Source organism: Nocardia sp. 2TAF39, assembly GCF_052114905.1.
GTDB lineage: Bacteria > Actinomycetota > Actinomycetes > Mycobacteriales > Mycobacteriaceae > Nocardia.
The window spans coordinates 17,879-34,325 of the sequence record NZ_JBFRFQ010000042.1 but is presented as its reverse complement, the minus strand read 5'-3'; the positions used below and the strand labels follow the sequence as shown (position 1 = coordinate 34,325).

15 protein-coding genes and 1 pseudogene are annotated in these 16,447 nt (G+C 65.5%); 6 read left to right on the top strand and 10 right to left on the bottom strand.

Features of this window, described 5'->3' with window-relative positions; genetic code table 11:
• Positions 1 to 144 precede the first annotated feature (144 nt).
• From AB4Z47_RS23580 to AB4Z47_RS23560, 5 genes are all read right to left on the bottom strand, one after another.
• Positions 145 to 348, bottom strand: a complete 204-nt coding sequence (locus AB4Z47_RS23580) for a cold-shock protein (protein ID WP_327114982.1) — start codon at positions 346 to 348, stop codon at positions 145 to 147.
• A 250-nt stretch (positions 349 to 598) separates the two neighbouring features.
• Positions 599 to 1,288 carry a S1 family peptidase gene (locus tag AB4Z47_RS23575; protein ID WP_441953584.1) on the bottom strand — a complete coding sequence of 230 codons (690 nt, stop codon included), beginning with the start codon at positions 1,286 to 1,288 and terminating at the stop codon, positions 599 to 601.
• A 65-nt stretch (positions 1,289 to 1,353) separates the two neighbouring features.
• Entirely contained in the window at positions 1,354 to 1,683 is a 330-nt protein-coding gene (locus AB4Z47_RS23570) for a plasmid stabilization protein (RefSeq protein ID WP_441953582.1), read from the bottom strand.
• A 70-nt stretch (positions 1,684 to 1,753) separates the two neighbouring features.
• The gene (locus tag AB4Z47_RS23565; protein WP_441953580.1) at positions 1,754 to 3,058 is read right to left on the bottom strand and encodes a serine hydrolase domain-containing protein; all 1,305 of its coding nucleotides are present in this window, start codon (positions 3,056 to 3,058) and stop codon (positions 1,754 to 1,756) included.
• Positions 3,059 to 3,211, bottom strand: a complete 153-nt coding sequence (locus AB4Z47_RS23560) for a hypothetical protein (protein WP_441953578.1) — start codon at positions 3,209 to 3,211, stop codon at positions 3,059 to 3,061. It lies immediately after the preceding gene.
• Between the two features lie 433 nt (positions 3,212 to 3,644).
• On the opposite strand from AB4Z47_RS23560, the gene AB4Z47_RS23555 reads away from it, so the two are divergent.
• Entirely contained in the window at positions 3,645 to 4,571 is a 927-nt protein-coding gene (locus AB4Z47_RS23555) for an alpha/beta hydrolase (RefSeq protein WP_441953576.1), read from the top strand.
• A gap of 188 nt (positions 4,572 to 4,759) precedes the next feature.
• Here AB4Z47_RS23555 and AB4Z47_RS23550 read toward each other — a convergent pair whose 3' ends face one another.
• Complete coding sequence (locus tag AB4Z47_RS23550) at positions 4,760 to 5,503, bottom strand: phytanoyl-CoA dioxygenase family protein (RefSeq protein ID WP_441953574.1); 744 nt, start codon at positions 5,501 to 5,503, stop codon at positions 4,760 to 4,762.
• 118 nt (positions 5,504 to 5,621) lie between these two features.
• On the opposite strand from AB4Z47_RS23550, the gene AB4Z47_RS23545 reads away from it, so the two are divergent.
• Positions 5,622 to 6,479 (top strand): helix-turn-helix domain-containing protein, encoded by an 858-nt coding sequence (locus AB4Z47_RS23545; protein ID WP_441953572.1) that lies wholly within the window; start codon positions 5,622 to 5,624, stop codon positions 6,477 to 6,479.
• Positions 6,480 to 6,845: 366 nt separating this feature from the next.
• Here AB4Z47_RS23545 and AB4Z47_RS23540 read toward each other — a convergent pair whose 3' ends face one another.
• Positions 6,846 to 8,960 carry a hypothetical protein gene (locus AB4Z47_RS23540; protein ID WP_441953570.1) on the bottom strand — a complete coding sequence of 705 codons (2,115 nt, stop codon included), beginning with the start codon at positions 8,958 to 8,960 and terminating at the stop codon, positions 6,846 to 6,848.
• A gap of 807 nt (positions 8,961 to 9,767) precedes the next feature.
• Between AB4Z47_RS23540 and AB4Z47_RS23535 the strand changes: the two genes are divergently transcribed.
• Together AB4Z47_RS23535 and AB4Z47_RS23530 are read left to right on the top strand one after the other, a co-directional pair.
• Positions 9,768 to 10,490 (top strand): hypothetical protein, encoded by a 723-nt coding sequence (locus tag AB4Z47_RS23535; RefSeq protein ID WP_441953568.1) that lies wholly within the window; start codon positions 9,768 to 9,770, stop codon positions 10,488 to 10,490.
• A gap of 287 nt (positions 10,491 to 10,777) precedes the next feature.
• On the top strand, positions 10,778 to 11,128 hold the full coding sequence (locus tag AB4Z47_RS23530; protein ID WP_441953566.1) for a hypothetical protein: 351 nt from the start codon (positions 10,778 to 10,780) through the stop codon (positions 11,126 to 11,128).
• Positions 11,129 to 11,432: 304 nt separating this feature from the next.
• Here AB4Z47_RS23530 and AB4Z47_RS23525 read toward each other — a convergent pair whose 3' ends face one another.
• A complete protein-coding gene (locus AB4Z47_RS23525; protein ID WP_441953639.1) occupies positions 11,433 to 11,843 on the bottom strand; it encodes a RidA family protein in 411 nt (136 codons plus the stop codon).
• 33 nt (positions 11,844 to 11,876) lie between these two features.
• Positions 11,877 to 12,425, bottom strand: a pseudogene (locus tag AB4Z47_RS23520) (DinB family protein); the annotation flags it as partial.
• A gap of 62 nt (positions 12,426 to 12,487) precedes the next feature.
• On the opposite strand from AB4Z47_RS23520, the gene AB4Z47_RS23515 reads away from it, so the two are divergent.
• Both AB4Z47_RS23515 and AB4Z47_RS23510 read left to right on the top strand, forming a co-directional pair.
• A complete protein-coding gene (locus AB4Z47_RS23515) occupies positions 12,488 to 13,486 on the top strand; it encodes a helix-turn-helix transcriptional regulator (RefSeq protein ID WP_441953564.1) in 999 nt (332 codons plus the stop codon).
• A 350-nt stretch (positions 13,487 to 13,836) separates the two neighbouring features.
• Positions 13,837 to 15,414: an MFS transporter gene (locus tag AB4Z47_RS23510; RefSeq protein ID WP_441953562.1), complete on the top strand. Its 1,578-nt coding sequence runs from the start codon at positions 13,837 to 13,839 to the stop codon at positions 15,412 to 15,414.
• Here the strand turns inward: AB4Z47_RS23510 and AB4Z47_RS23505 are convergent.
• Positions 15,404 to 16,186: an AraC family transcriptional regulator gene (locus AB4Z47_RS23505; protein ID WP_441953560.1), complete on the bottom strand. Its 783-nt coding sequence runs from the start codon at positions 16,184 to 16,186 to the stop codon at positions 15,404 to 15,406. The genes AB4Z47_RS23510 and AB4Z47_RS23505 overlap by 11 nt on opposite strands.
• Between the last annotated feature and the right edge of the window lie 261 nt (positions 16,187 to 16,447).

Below are 16,447 nucleotides of genomic sequence, written 5' to 3'. Positions count from 1 at the left end.
TTCGCCGGACTACCTGGAGTCCCGCGCTAGTCGGGTGCTGCCCGCCTCGAGTCCCCCATCGCCGACCGTGGCTGCTGTGGTGAGCGCCCCGAAAACGCGCAAAAGCCCCGCGCCGTAGCGCGGGGCTTTATCAAGCTGCGTCGATCAGATAGCGCGGACGTCCTGGGCCTGCGGGCCCTTCTGTCCTTGGCCGACCTCGAACTCCACGCGCTGCCCTTCTTCAAGGGACTTGAATCCCGAGCCGGACACGGCGGAATAATGAACGAAGACGTCAGGGCCGCCACCGTCTTGCGCGATGAAGCCGAAGCCTTTTTCGCTGTTGAACCACTTCACACTGCCTTGAGTCATTGCTTATTTCATTCTTTTCTGTAGATGAGCCAAGCGGATCACGTCGATCGGCCTGATCTCACTAGACAACCATGCCATGGACCGGCGATTCTCGACGTGATTGTGAGCTAACGAACATCGAGCGGGCCAGGTGTGGACTACTCCTCCTCGTCGCCGGACATGCCGAATCAGGTCTTGACGGCGGACGGCTCTCCGCTACCTGCAGTGCGACCTCCCGGTTCGGTCCGACAGAGCGGGCGCGCGTGGCTGATCATCCGGCCGGTAGCGGCCGGTAGCCGGCGCCCACGTCGCCGCGCGCCTCCAGATCGGCGATGATCGTGCTGATATTCGTGCCGACTTCCGGACCGAAGCAGCCGATGCCCAGGTATGCGTTCACCATGCCGACCAGGGTGGTGCCGACCAGAACAGGCGCACCGGAATCGCCTTTCAGTACGCACATCTGAGTCCAGGTCTCGTTGTTGGTCGCGCGCACGTCGCCCCAGGCCACGCCGCAGCTGGTGCCGGTGGTGCGGCCCTTCTTGCACACCACCGTCGGGAACTGCGCGGGCGCTCCGATCCCGGTGATGGTCGTCGCACCCACCCGAGCGACGGGCGTGATCCGACCCTGGTCGAATTCGATGACCGCATAATCCAGCGTGGGATCGGAGTGCACGAAACGGCCGACCACCCCGTAGCTGGGATCGGCTTCCGCGCGGACCTTCGCGCCCTGGTCACCGCAGTGACCAGCCGTCAGCCCGAGCAGACGCCCGTCACGGTCGTGGCCGACGGTGGTCAGCGTGCACTCGGCGCGGCTGTCGATGATGATTCCCGAACCGCCGCCGACGGCGGGCGGGTCGGACCGGGCCTGTGCGGCTCCGGCTCCGCCGACTGCCAGTGCGGCGGCGGCCAATGAGGCGAGCGCGGCGTGCGACCACGCCGGTCCGGTAGTGCAATCGCGCATCGAAGTTCCTTGCTTTCCAGCTGAATTCGCTTCCGGCCGTATGGCGCCGATCGGACTGCCGTGGCTCAGCTGCGGCCCAACGCCTTTTCCAGCTGGCTCTTGGTCATCCGGGAGCGGCCGTTGATATTGCGCTTCTTCGCTTCGCTGTACAACTGGTCCCGCGTCGGGCCCTTCGGCCCACCGCGCCCGGAGCGCTGACCGCCCCGCTGCTGCGGAGACTTGTCCTCGGTAGAGGTCCGGCTCGCGGTCTTGGTCCTGCCCTGCTGTGCCCGGTTCTTGTTGACCGTGCGCGCGGCGATCTCCTTCGCACGTTCCGTGCTCGCGCCCCGGCCCTTCGCCGAGTCCTTGACGTGCTCGTACTGCCGTTCTTCCTTGCTGCTCCATTCCTTGGGCATCTCACACCTCCTGGATGGCGACTACCCGCGCGTCGGCATTCCAACCGCGCTGTGGTGCGAGGGCTGCGGATCAGACTGCCGTCGGTACCCGGGTGAACAAACGGCCCGCGAGGTCGGCTCCGACGATAGCGCCGCTCTCGTCGTGGGTGAAGAAGCCGCGCTGGCCCTGCAATCCACCGCTGGTGATGATGTATTCGTCCGCATCGCCGGGAAGCAGACCGAGACCGGCCGGCGGGAGATCCGGGGGCAGTTCGGTATCGGCCGCCGCGCGGATCTCCGGTTTGATCCCGCATTCGATGGCTAGCCCGGCCCCATCCGTCGCAATCGTGAGTGCCATCGTTTCGTTCTCGTGGCAGCCGGCGATCGCACTGGCCTGTGTCTGGTCATAGGGCAGCGGCTCCGGGTCCCGGTCGATCACCCCCAGGTAGTGCTCGAGCGCCCACCGGACGACAGCGTGATTGAAGGCTAGGCCGCCGTCCGGACCTGCGTTGGACAGCACGGCGACGGCGAAGTTGCGTTCCGGCACGATGAGCAGGTCGGCGAATTGACCGTTCGTCGAACCGCCGTGTCCGACGGCGCGGACGCCGTCCATGTCGCGCAGGAACCAGCAGATGCCGAAGGCGTCGCCGAGGGTGCTGCCGTTCAACTCGACTGTCTGCTCCTGCATCCGATCCACGATCTCGGCGGGTAGCATCCGGGCACGGCTTTCGGTATTTGCTCCGCCGAGATGGCATCGGGCCCAACGTAACTGGTCCGCTATCGAGGACATGCCGCCACCGCCGGGGTTGTTGGCACGGTTGTCCTTCAACTGTCGGACGACACACGGCGTGGCATCCTCGCCGAGGTTGTGGCCTACTGCGAACCGGCGGGTGATCACGTCATCGAGTGCGAAGAACGTATGTGATAGCGCGAGCGGCTCGAACAGGAGTGCGGCGATGGCCCGCTCGTAGGTCAGGCCGGTGACCTTCTCGATGATCCGCCCGGCCAGGTTGAAGCCGACCTGGCTGTAGGAGGCCCGGGCGCCGGGCGGCGCGATCAGCTCCGAATCGGCCATCTCCGCCACGTACGCCGCCAGGGCATCGTCGCCTTCGCCTGTGTCGCCGCTCATCCGCCAGTCCAGCCCGGCGGTGCGGTTGAGCAGCTGAGATACGGTGATCTCCGCCGAGGCCCGCTCATCCGGGAGCACGAGTTCGGGAACATAACGGCACACCGGCGCGTCCAGTTCGACTCGCCCGTCGGCGACCAGCCGCATCAGTGCTGTGGCCGTATAGGTCTTGGTAACCGAGCCCAATACGAACAGGGTGTCCACGTCGACCGGCAGTGGGTTGTCGACGCTCGTCACGCCGTGGCAGGCGAAGGCTTCCTTACCGTCCACTCAGACCCCGACGGCAACGCCGGGTAATCCGAACTCGGTGGCTGTGGCCTCGACGAATTCGGACAGCGTGACATCGGACATGGCATTCCCTTTCCTGATCTGTTCGCCGACAGCGCCGAATTCTTCGGATGTTGTGTTTCGTGCGTCCGGCATGCACAGAACAGTGCCCACCACCGCTGACACAGCGCTGACACGGGCGCGTGTTGCTGTGTCAGCCGTGGACTCGGCGGACGTGGCGTGCTCATCGGCGGACACCCTGCGGCACACCCGCGTAGATGGCCTAATCAACCGCACTCCGAAGTCGAGGAGCTGCCGGTAGAGCCAGTGCACGTACGCGCTGACGACAGTTCACCGCGTACGCGGCGGCTCGAGCGCGATTGCGGCACCATCTATGATGGTCATTCCGATTCCGGGCGCTGCGGAGCCGCAAGCGCGCAGGAAACGACTCGGTCTGAGCGACAGCCGAATTCGGGTCTCCTCGGTCACTGACCGGGGAAGAAGATAGGAGGTATGCGGGGTGGGCGTGGCAGCGCGACCTGGGGACCAGCGGGTAATTCGTGAGTGGCGGAGAAAGACCGGGGCTGTCATGGCAACAGCCGTACTGATGTCGTCGATCGGTGCGGCGGTGGCTACCGCCGCACCGATCCACGCACCGATATTGCGCGCACCCGTAGGCGGTTACGAGGAGCTATTCGTGCCGTCCAGCATGGGGCCGATCAAAGTCCAGGTGCAGTGGGCGGCCCGCGGCGGGAGCGCAGCGCTCTATGTGCTCGACGGTCTCCGTGCGCCGGCCGACCACAACCAGTGGACGACCGATACCGACGCGCTGCGCCAGTTCGCAGGCGATAACGTCACGTTGGTGTTCCCGGTCGGTGGTCGCTCGAGCTTCTACACCGACTGGTACCGACCGAGTAGTACCAACCGTCAGGCGACGACGTACAAATGGGAGGCCTTCCTCACCCAGGAGTTGCCTGCCTTCCTGCAACGGTACGGCGTGTCGCGAACCAACAACGCCATCGTCGGGGCCTCCATGGGGGGCAACGCCGCCTTGACGCTGGCCGGCCACCATCGCGACCAGTTCACGTTCGCCGGATCCTTTTCAGGCTTCGTGCACCCGACGTTTCCGCTCTGGAGCGAAGCGATGCGTGCTGCCATGTGGGACGAGGGAAACTTCAATGTGGACGACATGTGGGGTCCGGCAGGTGACCCCGCCTGGGACCGAAACGATGCCACTGTGCAGGCAGAATCGCTGCGCGGACTGCCGATATACGTCTCGACGGGCAATGGCGTGCCTGGTCCGCTCGACCTGCCGTACGGGATCGGCAACACTGTGAACGCGATGAGCCTCGAGGCGATGACGATGGCTGCCGCCCAGATGTTCCGTGATCGAACCGCGGAGTTCGGAATTGCCGCTCGCGTCGACATCGTCAACGGAACACACACCTGGCCCTACTGGCAGCAAGCGCTCGCGACGGCACGTCCGATGATCCTCGATGCGCTAGGCGCGCACTGACGCAACTGTCACTCATGAGGTTTCGGTTCGACAACGCGATACCAAGGTCCAGCGAGATATACGACGTGCTCGTAAACGCGGTCGCCGACGCGCATTGCGTGCCACGACGTTCGGCTTGATGGGTGCCGGTTCTGTGGTGTCGGCCAGGACGGCGGGAAAGCTCTACAAGTCGCCGAGTTCCGTGCCGGTCAGGTGCTGCGGTGGCCGTTGATCAGCAGGGGTAGGGCCAAGTGTCGTGGCTGGGCCCCGTCAGCGGTGAGAATCGGCTGTGCCGAGTATTGCGCCAGGTAGACGCGGCGCATCCGATCTGTTGTGTTGGGACCGCTGCGGTGCAGGACCGTGCTGGAGAAGCAGGCGATGCTGCCTGCCGGCACGATCACCGGATCGCCTGGATCGTCGCCGAAGTAGCCGATCCGGTCCCGAGTCTCCTCGTCCCGCACATGCCGAACGACCTCGCGCGTTCCGGCCCGAGAGTACGGCAGAAGATACACGGTGCCGTTGGCTGCGGTGACGTCATCGAGGGCGATCCAGCAGGTGAGGTATGGAGTGTGCGGGTAGTCGATGAAACCGGAGTCCTGGTGCCAACCGAACCTCATACCCCGCTCTGCAGCCTTGACGACGTACTGCTCGTTGAACAGGTATATCGTCTCGCCCAGTGTCGCTCGGGCGATCTGGATCATCAGGTCGCAGACCAGAAACCGTCGTATCGCCGCGCTGTGGTCGTAGGCGTGGACGAAGTAGCGTCGACCGCGATGATCGAGGTCCAGGCTGTCGACGCCGAGCTGATCCATTTCGGCGTCGCGTTCATCGACGAAGCGCTGACACTCATCGCGAAGAGCTTGCAGATCATGCGAATCAAGGGCGTTTTCGAGGACGAAGAACCCCTCGTCCTGGAACAGGCGTATGTGCTCAGCCGTGACCGGCGAAGACACGTTATTCAAGGCAGTGATGAGGTTCTCCCGGTGGTCGGCGAAAATGTTTCACCACAGTTTCGGCGAATCAGGGCACGACGGTCTTCTCACGGCTCAGCAAGTACTTATCGTTTCTTGCGTGTTCGAAGATCTGAAACTGCCCGACGGTCTCGATGGTCGAGCGGTGCGCCACAACGCCGGTGACGTCCGTGTTCGCGCCCATCGCCACGCCGAGCTGGAGGTCAATCTGGTCGTGCATGGCACTGCCACCTACCTGCTGGGTGAGCGTCGCTACGAACTCGGTCCCGGCACGTTGACGTGGCTGTTTCCGGCACAAGAACACATCCTGGTAAACCAATCGGCCGACCACGAGCTATGGTGGGCGGTCTTCACGCCCGAGCTGGTTGCCCGAATCGCGATGGCTCCACACACACGACCTCTCGCGCAGGATGATCCGGTCGAGCAGTTCTCACGCCGCCTCGGCGCCGCACATGCCCGTCGCCTGCAAATCCTGTTCGGTGAGGTGTGCGCCGCCGAGACTCGGGACCGTGCCCTGGCCAACACCGGGTTGGCCTACCTTCTCACTTTGGCCTGGCGCGCGTTTCTCGACAGCAACGATGTCGTCGACAGTGACGATGTCCATCCCAGCGTCCGCGCGGTTGCCCAGGTGTTACAGACCGACCCGAACGCAGGCGCCCTAACCGATCTGGCGCGCACAGCGAGCCTCAGTCCCACACACCTGAGTCGTCTGTTCAGAGCCCAGATCGGTATCCCGCTCACTCGCTATCGCAACCAGCAACGGCTGCACCGATTCCTACTCGCCTACGGCAACGGCGAACACACCACAGCATTGGCCGCCGCCCTCACGGCCGGCTTCGGCAGCTACGCCCAGTTCTACCGAGTATTTCAGCACGAAACAGGGTGCACCCCATCCACCTTGCGCACTACCCACGAAGATCTCCGGCTGCAGCACTGGAAGCCGGGACCGACATGCTGACGGAATGTTGCCGTCGAGTCGTCGTATGCGGCATGACCGAGGGGGGACTATCTGAAATCCGGCTCGGTCCCACTTTCGCCGATGGGCGTGGTCGACAACGCGATAATACCACGCATGACGTGAATGTTATTGACGGCGTTGTAGTTTCGGTGTTTTCGTCGCTGGTTGTCATGTGGCCGCGGACGCCGCGTGCCCCTGGCAGGCAAGCGCAGCTCGTCGAGTTCGAAGATGGCCGCCGACACAAGGCCGAGACCGGATGCGTGTGCGGGCACTGCCGGCTCAGGGTGTGACGGTGTCCATGGGGGGCCCGCACACGGACCGGGCCGTCCGCGATGACACTATCCCCGTAGGCGGCAAGCAGTGCAATCACCGGATGGCGGGGGAGGGGACGATGTTGGTGGGCGTTCTTTTGGAGCCGCCGGACCAGCGGTCGGTGTCGATCGCGGCGCTGAGTTCGGCTTGGACGGCACGCATGTGGCCCCGTTCGGCCGGCTCGGCGACGAACCTATCGACGGCGGCGGCGGTTCGCTGTGCGTGTTCGGTGCCGATCCATCGCATCATAAGCAGCGCTTCCTCGCGGCTGTATGGAGCCGTTTCCTCACCGTCCGCGACTTTCTGCAGGGCGGACAGTTTCGCCTTGCTGGGAGCGGCCATATAGCCGTGCACGTACCCCAGCGGGGTGTGGATGTCGGTCGTGTTGCCGCGAAGGGTGACTGCGCCGGGCATGTGGTGCAGGTAGGTGAGTGCCGCGCGTTCGATCTCGGCGATCGCGGCGGGGGTTTGCGCCGCATTGGCGTAGGCGGCAGCGGCGACGACGCCGGACAGGTTCTTGTCGGCCAGCGAATCGGCCGCACTGTATCGCATGACTTGGCTGCGGGCGTCGACAGCTCGGTGGACCAGATCGTCGTCGGTGAAACCCGCGCCACGCAAGGCGGAGCTCAGCTGGGACAGGCTCGCGCCGCGTTGCGTCACCGCCGCCTCGATGGCCGCGGCGGCGCCACGAGCGGTATTGATGCCGCCGCGACCGGCTTGTTCGGCCGCGGTGACGCCGGCACGGGCAGCGTGCACAAGGCTCTGCTTGTCCCGGAAATTGTGTGTGAACAGTCCGTCGCGTCCATAGATCGTGGACGAGCCGATCGCGGTGGCCTGGGCTTGCCACAGTTCTCGTTGCGCCCTGTTCTTCATCTTCGAATAAGGGTCGAGAGGGTGATCCCGCAGGAATAGCCACGAGGTCAGCGGGTTGGTGTTGATGGCGTTGAGTGCGTACGTCCCGGCAAGCAACCCGCCGCCGTGCGTGCCGTGCGGGCCGGTCATGGCGTGCCGAGCTCCGGCGTAGCCCATACCTGGGGCGTTACCGCTCGAGCCGTCACGGGCAGAGTTCCCAGCGCCTTGGATGGCGAGGCTGAACCGGTTGGTGATCCAATCGGTGCCGTTGGTGAGATTGGCGCTGAGCCGCCTGAGTTGGACGATGGCGACGATCTCCACGATGGCGCCGAGGACGAGCACGACCATGACTTGGTCGTGGGCCTGTGCGAAGAGATTGCCCAGAAACAATGTGTAGACGCCGAGGAAAAGGGTGAAGATGGTCATGCGCGCCGCCGCGAGGAAGCTGTCGACGAGATTCCGGACCAGGAAGGTTTGCGTGGGCCCGTAGACGAATCCGCCTGCGGCGAAACCGAATATGGTCATGAAGGCGTGATAGATCGCATCCAGTGCGGCCCAGATGACCTTCAATCCCAGATAGGTCCCGAAGCACAGCACGATAGCCCCGCAGGCCAGCAGCACCAGCCCGGAGCCGATCTGCCCCATCCCGGGATGGTCGGCCTCGGCATAGGCTGCCGAGTCACCGCAGGTCCGCATGCCGTTCAGCACTCGGCTGTCGTCGCCGGCTCGCACTCCCGCCGACCATGCGGCGCGGCAGTTGGGTGAGCTGTCGACTACATGTCCGAAGTTCCACACTTGCACCGGGTGTCGTGCGAAATTGTCGGCCATATCCGCCTGCATGGTGGCCACCAGCTGATCGGGATCCGGACGCCGGTGACCGTGCAATCCGGCGGCGACCGAGATACCCAGATTGCGGCCCGTGGCCAGCAGGCCATCCGACGACAGGACGTCGGCCAGCGGTTCCGCCAGCACGATCGGGCCGAGCAGTCCCACCCCCACCATCGTCACGACCTGCATCGCCGCCTTGGCATGATATCCGCGCACCACGAACCACGCCACGAAGAATGCGCCGATCGATGCCGCCACCATCAGCAGAATGGGGGTGGCGATCTGTTCGGTGAGGGCATCCGCGACCCCGTTCAACGCGCTGCCGAACGGATCCAGCCACCGGAAGCTCATCGCAAAGCCGATCACCCACACCATCGAGGTCACCAGGACCATGTATCCGATGAACTCCAGGCCGAGAACCATTGCCACCGCTGTCTCCAACGGATTCAGCAGACCGCCGTGGCCAGTGGCGAAGAGATAGTCGGTCAACGGTACTCCCGAGGAGTCCCGGATCTCCATCCAGCTCAGAGCCGAGATTCTCGTCCCACCCGCTCTGGTTGTATTGCTCTGCGCTGTCGCTACCGCACCGACACTGCCCGGAAGAACAAGGAGAGGCAGGACCGAGGCCAGGAACCACACGACACGGCGACGACAGCGAGTCGCGGTGGCTCGAGTGTGCAGACGCCGGAAGACCCTGCGGGGTTGCCACCGAGCAGGATCCCGGAATGTATGTTCCCGTAGCATGCCATTGCCTCCGTTGATTGCAGCCCGATGTGCTGAGTCGCGCCTCCAGCGCAACTGCGTCGACACCGTGCGAGGTCGCATCGAGGCATTCGGTGTACTCACGTCGCCAGCCGAGCGTCTACCGCGCACAGGATGCCAACCCTACCTGACTAAGGTCAGGCTAACCTAATGCCTGCTTGGTGGTCGTGATGGAACGGGGGTGTGGTCCCCATGCTTGCTGTGCTCCTGACGAATAGAGTCGTGCCTCTCCTCGATACGGCACCCTCGCGGCAGCTGTAGGCAGGGGCCATCTCGACTGTGCGCACGGTCGTCACGGAGGAGCTTGACGAGCGGATCTAGCTTGTGCGCCAACGCTTTCCGGATCAACAAGGCAATAAAATGCGCCGAATACCAGACGGCGCCGTGCCGGGCGGATCAACCCGAGGAACGAGGGTGGTCGGGTCGCCGGCGCGTTGGAATGGCATCGAATCGCAGGATGTTTGTGCCTGGGTCGGCCACCCTTCGCGCCACGTAAGATGACTGGTAGGGGTCCACTCCTCGAGGAGGCTGGCGATGACCGACAGCCCACGATCGATCGCCGAAATCGACAGAGCGCTCCCATCGGGTGAGGATCAGGAGCGATTTTCCGGCTACGGGTTGATGGGAATGCCATTCGCCAGCGGCCACTACTTGGCGTTTCGGCATTTCCCTGCGAGCTCGATCGGTGCAGGGTACGACTCGGTGTGGCATCGAGAGCCGGCCGGCGAATGGGTGATCTACAGCAGTGTTTCCCCGGAGGCCAGCTGCGCCCGCTATTTCGGCTCGGCCCTTGAAGACGTACGGGTTGAACATATTTCGGTGACCTGGACGGGCCCGTCCGCGTTCACAGTGGAGGTGCGCGACAGGCTCGTGTGGGATGTCGAGCTGGGACGATCGGCGGCGACGGTGGCGATGACGGGTCTCGGTCGCACGCTGCCCGCGGCTTTGTGGCGACGCCCTGGTGTCCTGTCGCTCATGGCGCGGGTTGCGGGTCCGGCGCTGGGTGTCGGGCGGGTGCGGCTCAGCGGCACTTCCCCGAACGGTCAATGGTTCCGGGCCAATCCGCGGATGCTGTGGACCGTCGAGAAGAGTGGTGCACGGATCGACGGAATCGATATCGGTCCTCCGGGGCCGCTGGCCGAGCAGGCGAGGTTGGGTGACTTCTGGCTGCCGCAACGCGGAATGTTCGTCGTAGGCGAGGCATATTTCGAGCAGTACGATGCTGCGCGCCATCAGGCGGCCCGCCCGGGCTCATGATGGTCGACTTCGCTCAGTCGGGTGGCGTCGGCCGCGAGCTCGCACACTCCGGGAGCAGATTCATGCCCGGGCACCCCAGGATCAACTCGGTTGCCGCAGCTCGAACCGGCTCCTGAGTACCTGAGCGTGCGCTGAACCGACACACCATTCTCGCGCTCAATCCGGACTGTTCGCATGGTGGTGGCACCGACGGTGCGGGCCTACGATCGGATAGGTCGGGGAATGTCAACGAACTCGACAATCGGCGAGTCAGGTCCGTGCGGCGAACTCGCCGGAAGAAGGTAATGATGACTATCAACAAGACGCGCCGAACCGGCACGTGCCAATTGCTCGCGAAGGTCGTGCTCGTGGGAGCTGCGATAGCCGTTCCGATCACGGCGGCGGTTCCTGCCACGGCCGCGCAGACGCCCATACTCGGTGTGGTACAGGTCGATCCCCCTTGGGGCGGTGGTGGTTGGGGTGACGGCGGTGGCTGGGGTGACGGTGGTGGTAGGGGCGGTGGCGGTGGTTGGGGTGACGGCCGCGGTTGGGGTGACGGTGGTGGTTGGGGTGACGGTGGTGGTTGGGGCGGCGGTGGTTGGGGTGGCGGCTGGGGCGACCGCGGTTGGGGTGGCGGCGGCTCGTTCGGCAGCAGCTGACCGAACGGATCTGCGCGGGATGGGATCGGCCTGCTCGCCGTATTCTCGGGTTCACATGTCCAGCAGCGGCGCGAGGGCGAGCACGCTCGCCGAGCACCATAGGGCCCCGGCCCTCGTGAGGTTCGGCGTTTCGCCGGCGAAACGCTGTGTCGCCAGCCGTCGGCGCTGATCAGCGTCGGTGCGCTGATCAGCGTCGCGGCATGGGTGCGGTCGACGCCGAGCACCCGCGGGTGACCGTGGCCAGATAGCATGTGCTCGGCTGGTGGACCGTGACCAACGATGCTGGCATCGGCCACCCGGCGAGTTACACTTGTGGATTCGTCGTATCGGGGATGATCGCTACTGCGTCGATCTCCACGAGCGCGCCCGGGCGAGCGTGTCCTGCGGTGGAAACGACCGTGATTGCTGTGCGGTGATCGCCCCACACTGATCGCGACGCCGCGTATCCCACCTGTGCGTCGACCCCGTTGACGAGGTAGACGTTGAGTTTGACGACATGCTCGGGACCAGTACCCGCGGCAGCAAGCACGGTCAGCACGTTTCGCATCGCCTGAGTGGTTTGCGCCTCGATACCGTCGAGCAGGTTTCCGGCGCCGTCGGTGCCGAGCTGGCCGCCAACGTAGAGCGTCCGGGCAGCGGGTGCGATCACGCCCTGCGTGAAGGCAGGGTTGCTGTGCAGTTCTTCGGGGTCGAGGTGTGTCGTGTTTGCGGTCATGAGTTCCCTCCTGGAGGTGCCGGGTTCCGTGTGCAGGTAGAGGTCGCGCAGCAGGCAGACCTCGGACAGGTGGTGGATCAGCTCGCGGTGGATGTGCAGCACCAGATCGGCCATGGGAACCTCGGGGAAGGGCTCCTTCGCACCGACCGGGACCCGCAGCCCGGCCTCGCCGAGGCTGCGCACCCCGGCCAGCCAGACGTCGAGCTGGGCGTCGAGCTGGTCGAGTGCGGTGGCCGCGCTGCCGGCGTATTTCCAAGTCTCGTACGACGCCGCCGGCGCGCCGAAATGCGCCGCGTTGCGCGCGGCGAGCACGCCGACGATGACGTGACCGAGTCGCCAGGCGATCGTGGTGAAGGCCGCTGGAACCGGCTCGGGGAAGGCGTAGTCGATCGTGAAGTCCCCGGCACCGATCTGCGCGGGCGCCGTCGAGCTGCCGCGCGGCCGCACGCTCCAGGCGTCCGGCACCGGCGACCAGAAGTACTCGTCGTCGGTGAGGCCGTCGAGCCGGGCCCGGAGCTGGTTCCAGTGGAACTCCCACTGCTCGCGCAGCGTCCGGTTCCAATCGAGTTCGTCTGCATCCATGGAGTCACCCTGACACCCATAGCGGACAGAATCGGTCCGCTATCTCTGGCAGGGTAGGCGACATGGACGTGGTGAGCGGTGACGAGCGGGGTACGACCGAGCGGGTACTGACCCTGCTCGGGCTGCTGCAGCAGCGACAGGTCTGGACCGGCCCCGAGCTCGCCGACCGGCTCGGGGTCACGCCGCGCACCGTACGGCGCGATGTCGAGCGCTTGCGCACGCTCGGCTATCCGGTGCATGCCAGCCAGGGTGTCGGCGGCGGCTACCGGCTCGGCCCGGGGCAGGACCTGCCGCCGCTGCTTCTCGATGACGAGGAGGCGATCGTCACCGCAGTCTCGCTGCTCGCCGGCGCGGGTGGCGCCGTCGCCGGCGCCGGCGACGCCGCTCTCCGGGCGCTGATCAAGCTCGACCGGGTGCTGCCCACCAGGCTGCGGCACGAGGTGCGCGCGCTCTCTGGCTCGGTGGAGTCCTTCGGTGGAGGCCGCACGCCGGTCGACCCCGAGGTGCTCATGACACTGGCCAGAGCCTGCCGCGACGAAGTCGAGGCGGGCTTCGAATACCCGTCCGGGAGCGAGGTGCGACAGCGGCGGGTCGAGCCCTACCGACTGGTCGCCTCCGACCGGCGCTGGTACCTCCTCGCCTACGACCTCGATCGCGACGACTGGCGTAGCTTCCGTGTCGACCGGATGGCCGATGTGTCTGCACGAACCTGGCGCTTCCGCCCGCGCGCGGCACCCGACGCGGCGACGTACGTGCAAGAGGGTGTGGCGAGTCGGGTCTACCCGCACCAGGCGCGCTTCCTCGTGCACGCGTCGGCCGACACGGTGCGCGCGCAGATTTCGGCGTCAGCGGCCGTCGTACGACGGCGAGGGAACGAGCTCTGCGAGGTGCTCAGTGGCGCCAGCAGCCTCGACTTCGTGCTCATGCACGTGCTCCTGCTGGGGCACGACTTCGAGGTACTCGACCCTCCGGCGCTCGGGAGGCGCTGTCGCGCGCTGGCGGAGAGGCTTCTGTCGGCCGGCGCAACGATCCCACCGGTGCCGGACATAGAGGAGTCATGAGGTGCATCGTCCGGCCCAGTTCCCTGAACTGCCGCCGGTGATGACCGCGACCTTGTTGTCGAGCTTACTCATGGCATCGAGTCCAACACCGTTCACCTGCGGGAACAATGACAGTTCCGGTATCGCAGCGGTACCCGACCGGTATCGGTTGTGCGTGGTCGTGTTTGCCGGCGTGAGATCGGGGCGCCACCATCCGCTGTCGTGTATGCGCAACTGGTTGTCCTGATACGTCGTTTCCGTCAGGTCGTGCGGTCTCTAGCGTTGGCTGTGCAGTCGCCCGACGGCATCTGCCGAATTATGAGAACCGTTACAGCGCAGGCGAGTTCCGCGCTGAAAGGAAAGAGACGCCGATGTCCATAACCATTGAAGTTCCATCAGAGGAGCGTGTGCGCGGGAGACGGCCCACGCTGGTGTTATCCCTGGTGAGCGTCGCGGTGTTCATGCTGATGCTCGACACCACCGTCGTCACCGCGGCCTTGGCCGATATTCGTGCCGACTTCGACTCCTCCATCGACGGACTGCAGTGGGTCGTCGACGCCTATGCGATTCCACTGGCCGGGGTACTGCTCACGTTCGCCACCTTCGGCGACCGGTTCGGCCGGAAACGATTGTTCGTCACCGGCATGACGGTCTTCACCGCCAGCTCGCTGGCACTCGCCTTGTCCGGCAGTGTCATTCAGCTGAATCTGCTGCGTGCGGTGCAGGGTGTCGGGGGAGCCATGCTGTTCGCCACCGCGCTGCCGCTGCTGGCGGTCGCGTTTCCCGAGGCGCGAGAGCGCGCCAAGGCGATCGGCGTGTACGGGGCGGTCATGGCGGCGGCCAGCGTCGCCGGGCCGGTTCTCGGCGGGGCGCTGGTCACGCAGTTGGGGTGGCGATCCATCTTCACCGTCAACGTGCCCATCGGACTCGTGGTCGCGGGAATCGCGTTGGTGCGTATGCCTGAATCCTCGCGGACGTCCGGGCGTCGTACCGACTGGCTGGGCTCGCTGCTGCTGATCGGTGGATTGACCTCCGGTGTGTTCGCCCTGACGAGAGGTAATGCGCTGGGCTGGACCTCGGCCACCGCGCTGACCCTCGTCGGCGCCTCGGTCGTCCTGCTGGCCGCCTTCGCTTGGTGGCAGACGACGACCGCGCACCCGCTGCTGGATCTGTTCATGGTCCGCAAACCCGGGTTTGCCGGCACCGCCATCGTGTCCGTCGCCTACATGGGGACGCTGATGGCCGCCGCGAACTATCTGGCGGTCTTCATGATCGGCGCCTTCGGGCTCAGCCCGCTGGAGATGGGCCTGCGGTTACTGCCGATCAGCCTAACGGCGTTCGTCGCCGCTGCTACCATCGCCGTCCTGGCCAAACGTGTGCCCATCGGTGTCTCGTTGCCGATCACCATGGGCATGGTGACGCTGGGTATGTGGCTGCTCGGCGGCGTTGAAATCACTAGCGACTGGACGCATTTCATCCCCGGAATGGTCGTCGGGGGGCTCGGGCTCGGCGCGATCACCGCGCTCGCCCAAGCCGCGTCACTGACCTTCGCTCCGGCCGAGGACGCCGGGATGACCAGCGCAACCTTCGCTACCCTGCGTCAGGTCGGCATGGCCATGGGCGTGGCCGGACTGGGCGCGCTGTTCAGCAGCACTGCGCGCGACACCGCGCGTAGCGGCTTGGCCGCACTGCCCGGTGTACAGTCCATCGGCTCCGGGCATACAACGGCATTCCTCGATGCCGCAGCAGCAGGCGCCGGGGGACAGGTCGGTGACGCCGTCCCGAACGAATTCGCCACGCTCGCACCGGCCCTCGCCGATGTCGCCAACCGGGCCGCCGTCGACGGGCTCAATGCCGCGATCACTCTGGGCACTGTGGTCGGCGTCATGGCTACGCTGTTCGCCGCGGCCGCCTTCGCCAGAGACGCACTGCGATTCATCAGGCCGTGACCTCCGGATCGGCATCGCTCCTGCTGAAATACGCGGCGGGAGTGGTGCCGATCTCCCGTTTGAACGCCGCGATGAAGGCACTGGCGGTCCCATAGCCCACCGCCCGCGCCGCTCCCGCCACCGTCGCGCCGGCTGCCAGCAGCGGCAGCGCGGCATTGAGCCGTTCGAAGGTGCGCCAGCTCTCGAAACTCACGCCGGTCTCGGCGCGGAACCGCCGCGACAAGGTCCGTGCCGACACACCGACCAGCCGTCCCCAAACGGCCAATCCCTTGTCCTGCGCGGGATTCCGCCGGATCTCCAAGGCCACCCGCAAGGCGTACGGATCCACCGGCAATGTCGTCGGAATCTTGGTGACCGACATCGGCCGCAGCACATCCCACAACACCGACAGCGCGTGCGCACGCCGATGTTGATCCTGCTCACCCAGTTCCACCAGATATGTCAACAGCGGCCCGGTCAGCCCGGTGGCGTCGACCACCGTCGGTGTGGTCCAGCCGATCGGGCACAGCTCCTGCGCGAAATACAGCGACAACATCCGCCCGGCCGGGCTCGGCATCACCGCATGCGGCACACCACCGGGCACCCACAGCCCCCGCGTGCGCTGCACGATCCACCGGCTGTCGTCCGTCTCTACAGTCAGCACACCGTCAGGCACCCAAGACAATTGATGCTGCGGATGCGTATGCGTGGTCACGCTCGCGCGCGTATCCAGGGCGATGACGATGCTGGGATGGTCGGCTGCATCGAGGCTTATGTGCTGATCGGCTCCCACACCCGCGACCCTAACCCTGACCGGATCGAGCGCACAGTAATGCCGAGGTCAGGGTGAGTAGCCGCCGGGATCGCGGTCATCGACATCGAGGCCGAGGTGAGACAAGGCCAGACGGAACACCGCTCATGGCCGCATATCGGACGTTCGGTCAAGGGGCTGGTGGCCAGCAAGGGGCATAACTGTTGCGCGACCGTGTCGTCGTCGCTAAGAGGATCCTGCACGCAGGAAAAGGCTTGCCGGCGGGGCACCCAAAGGTCTGCC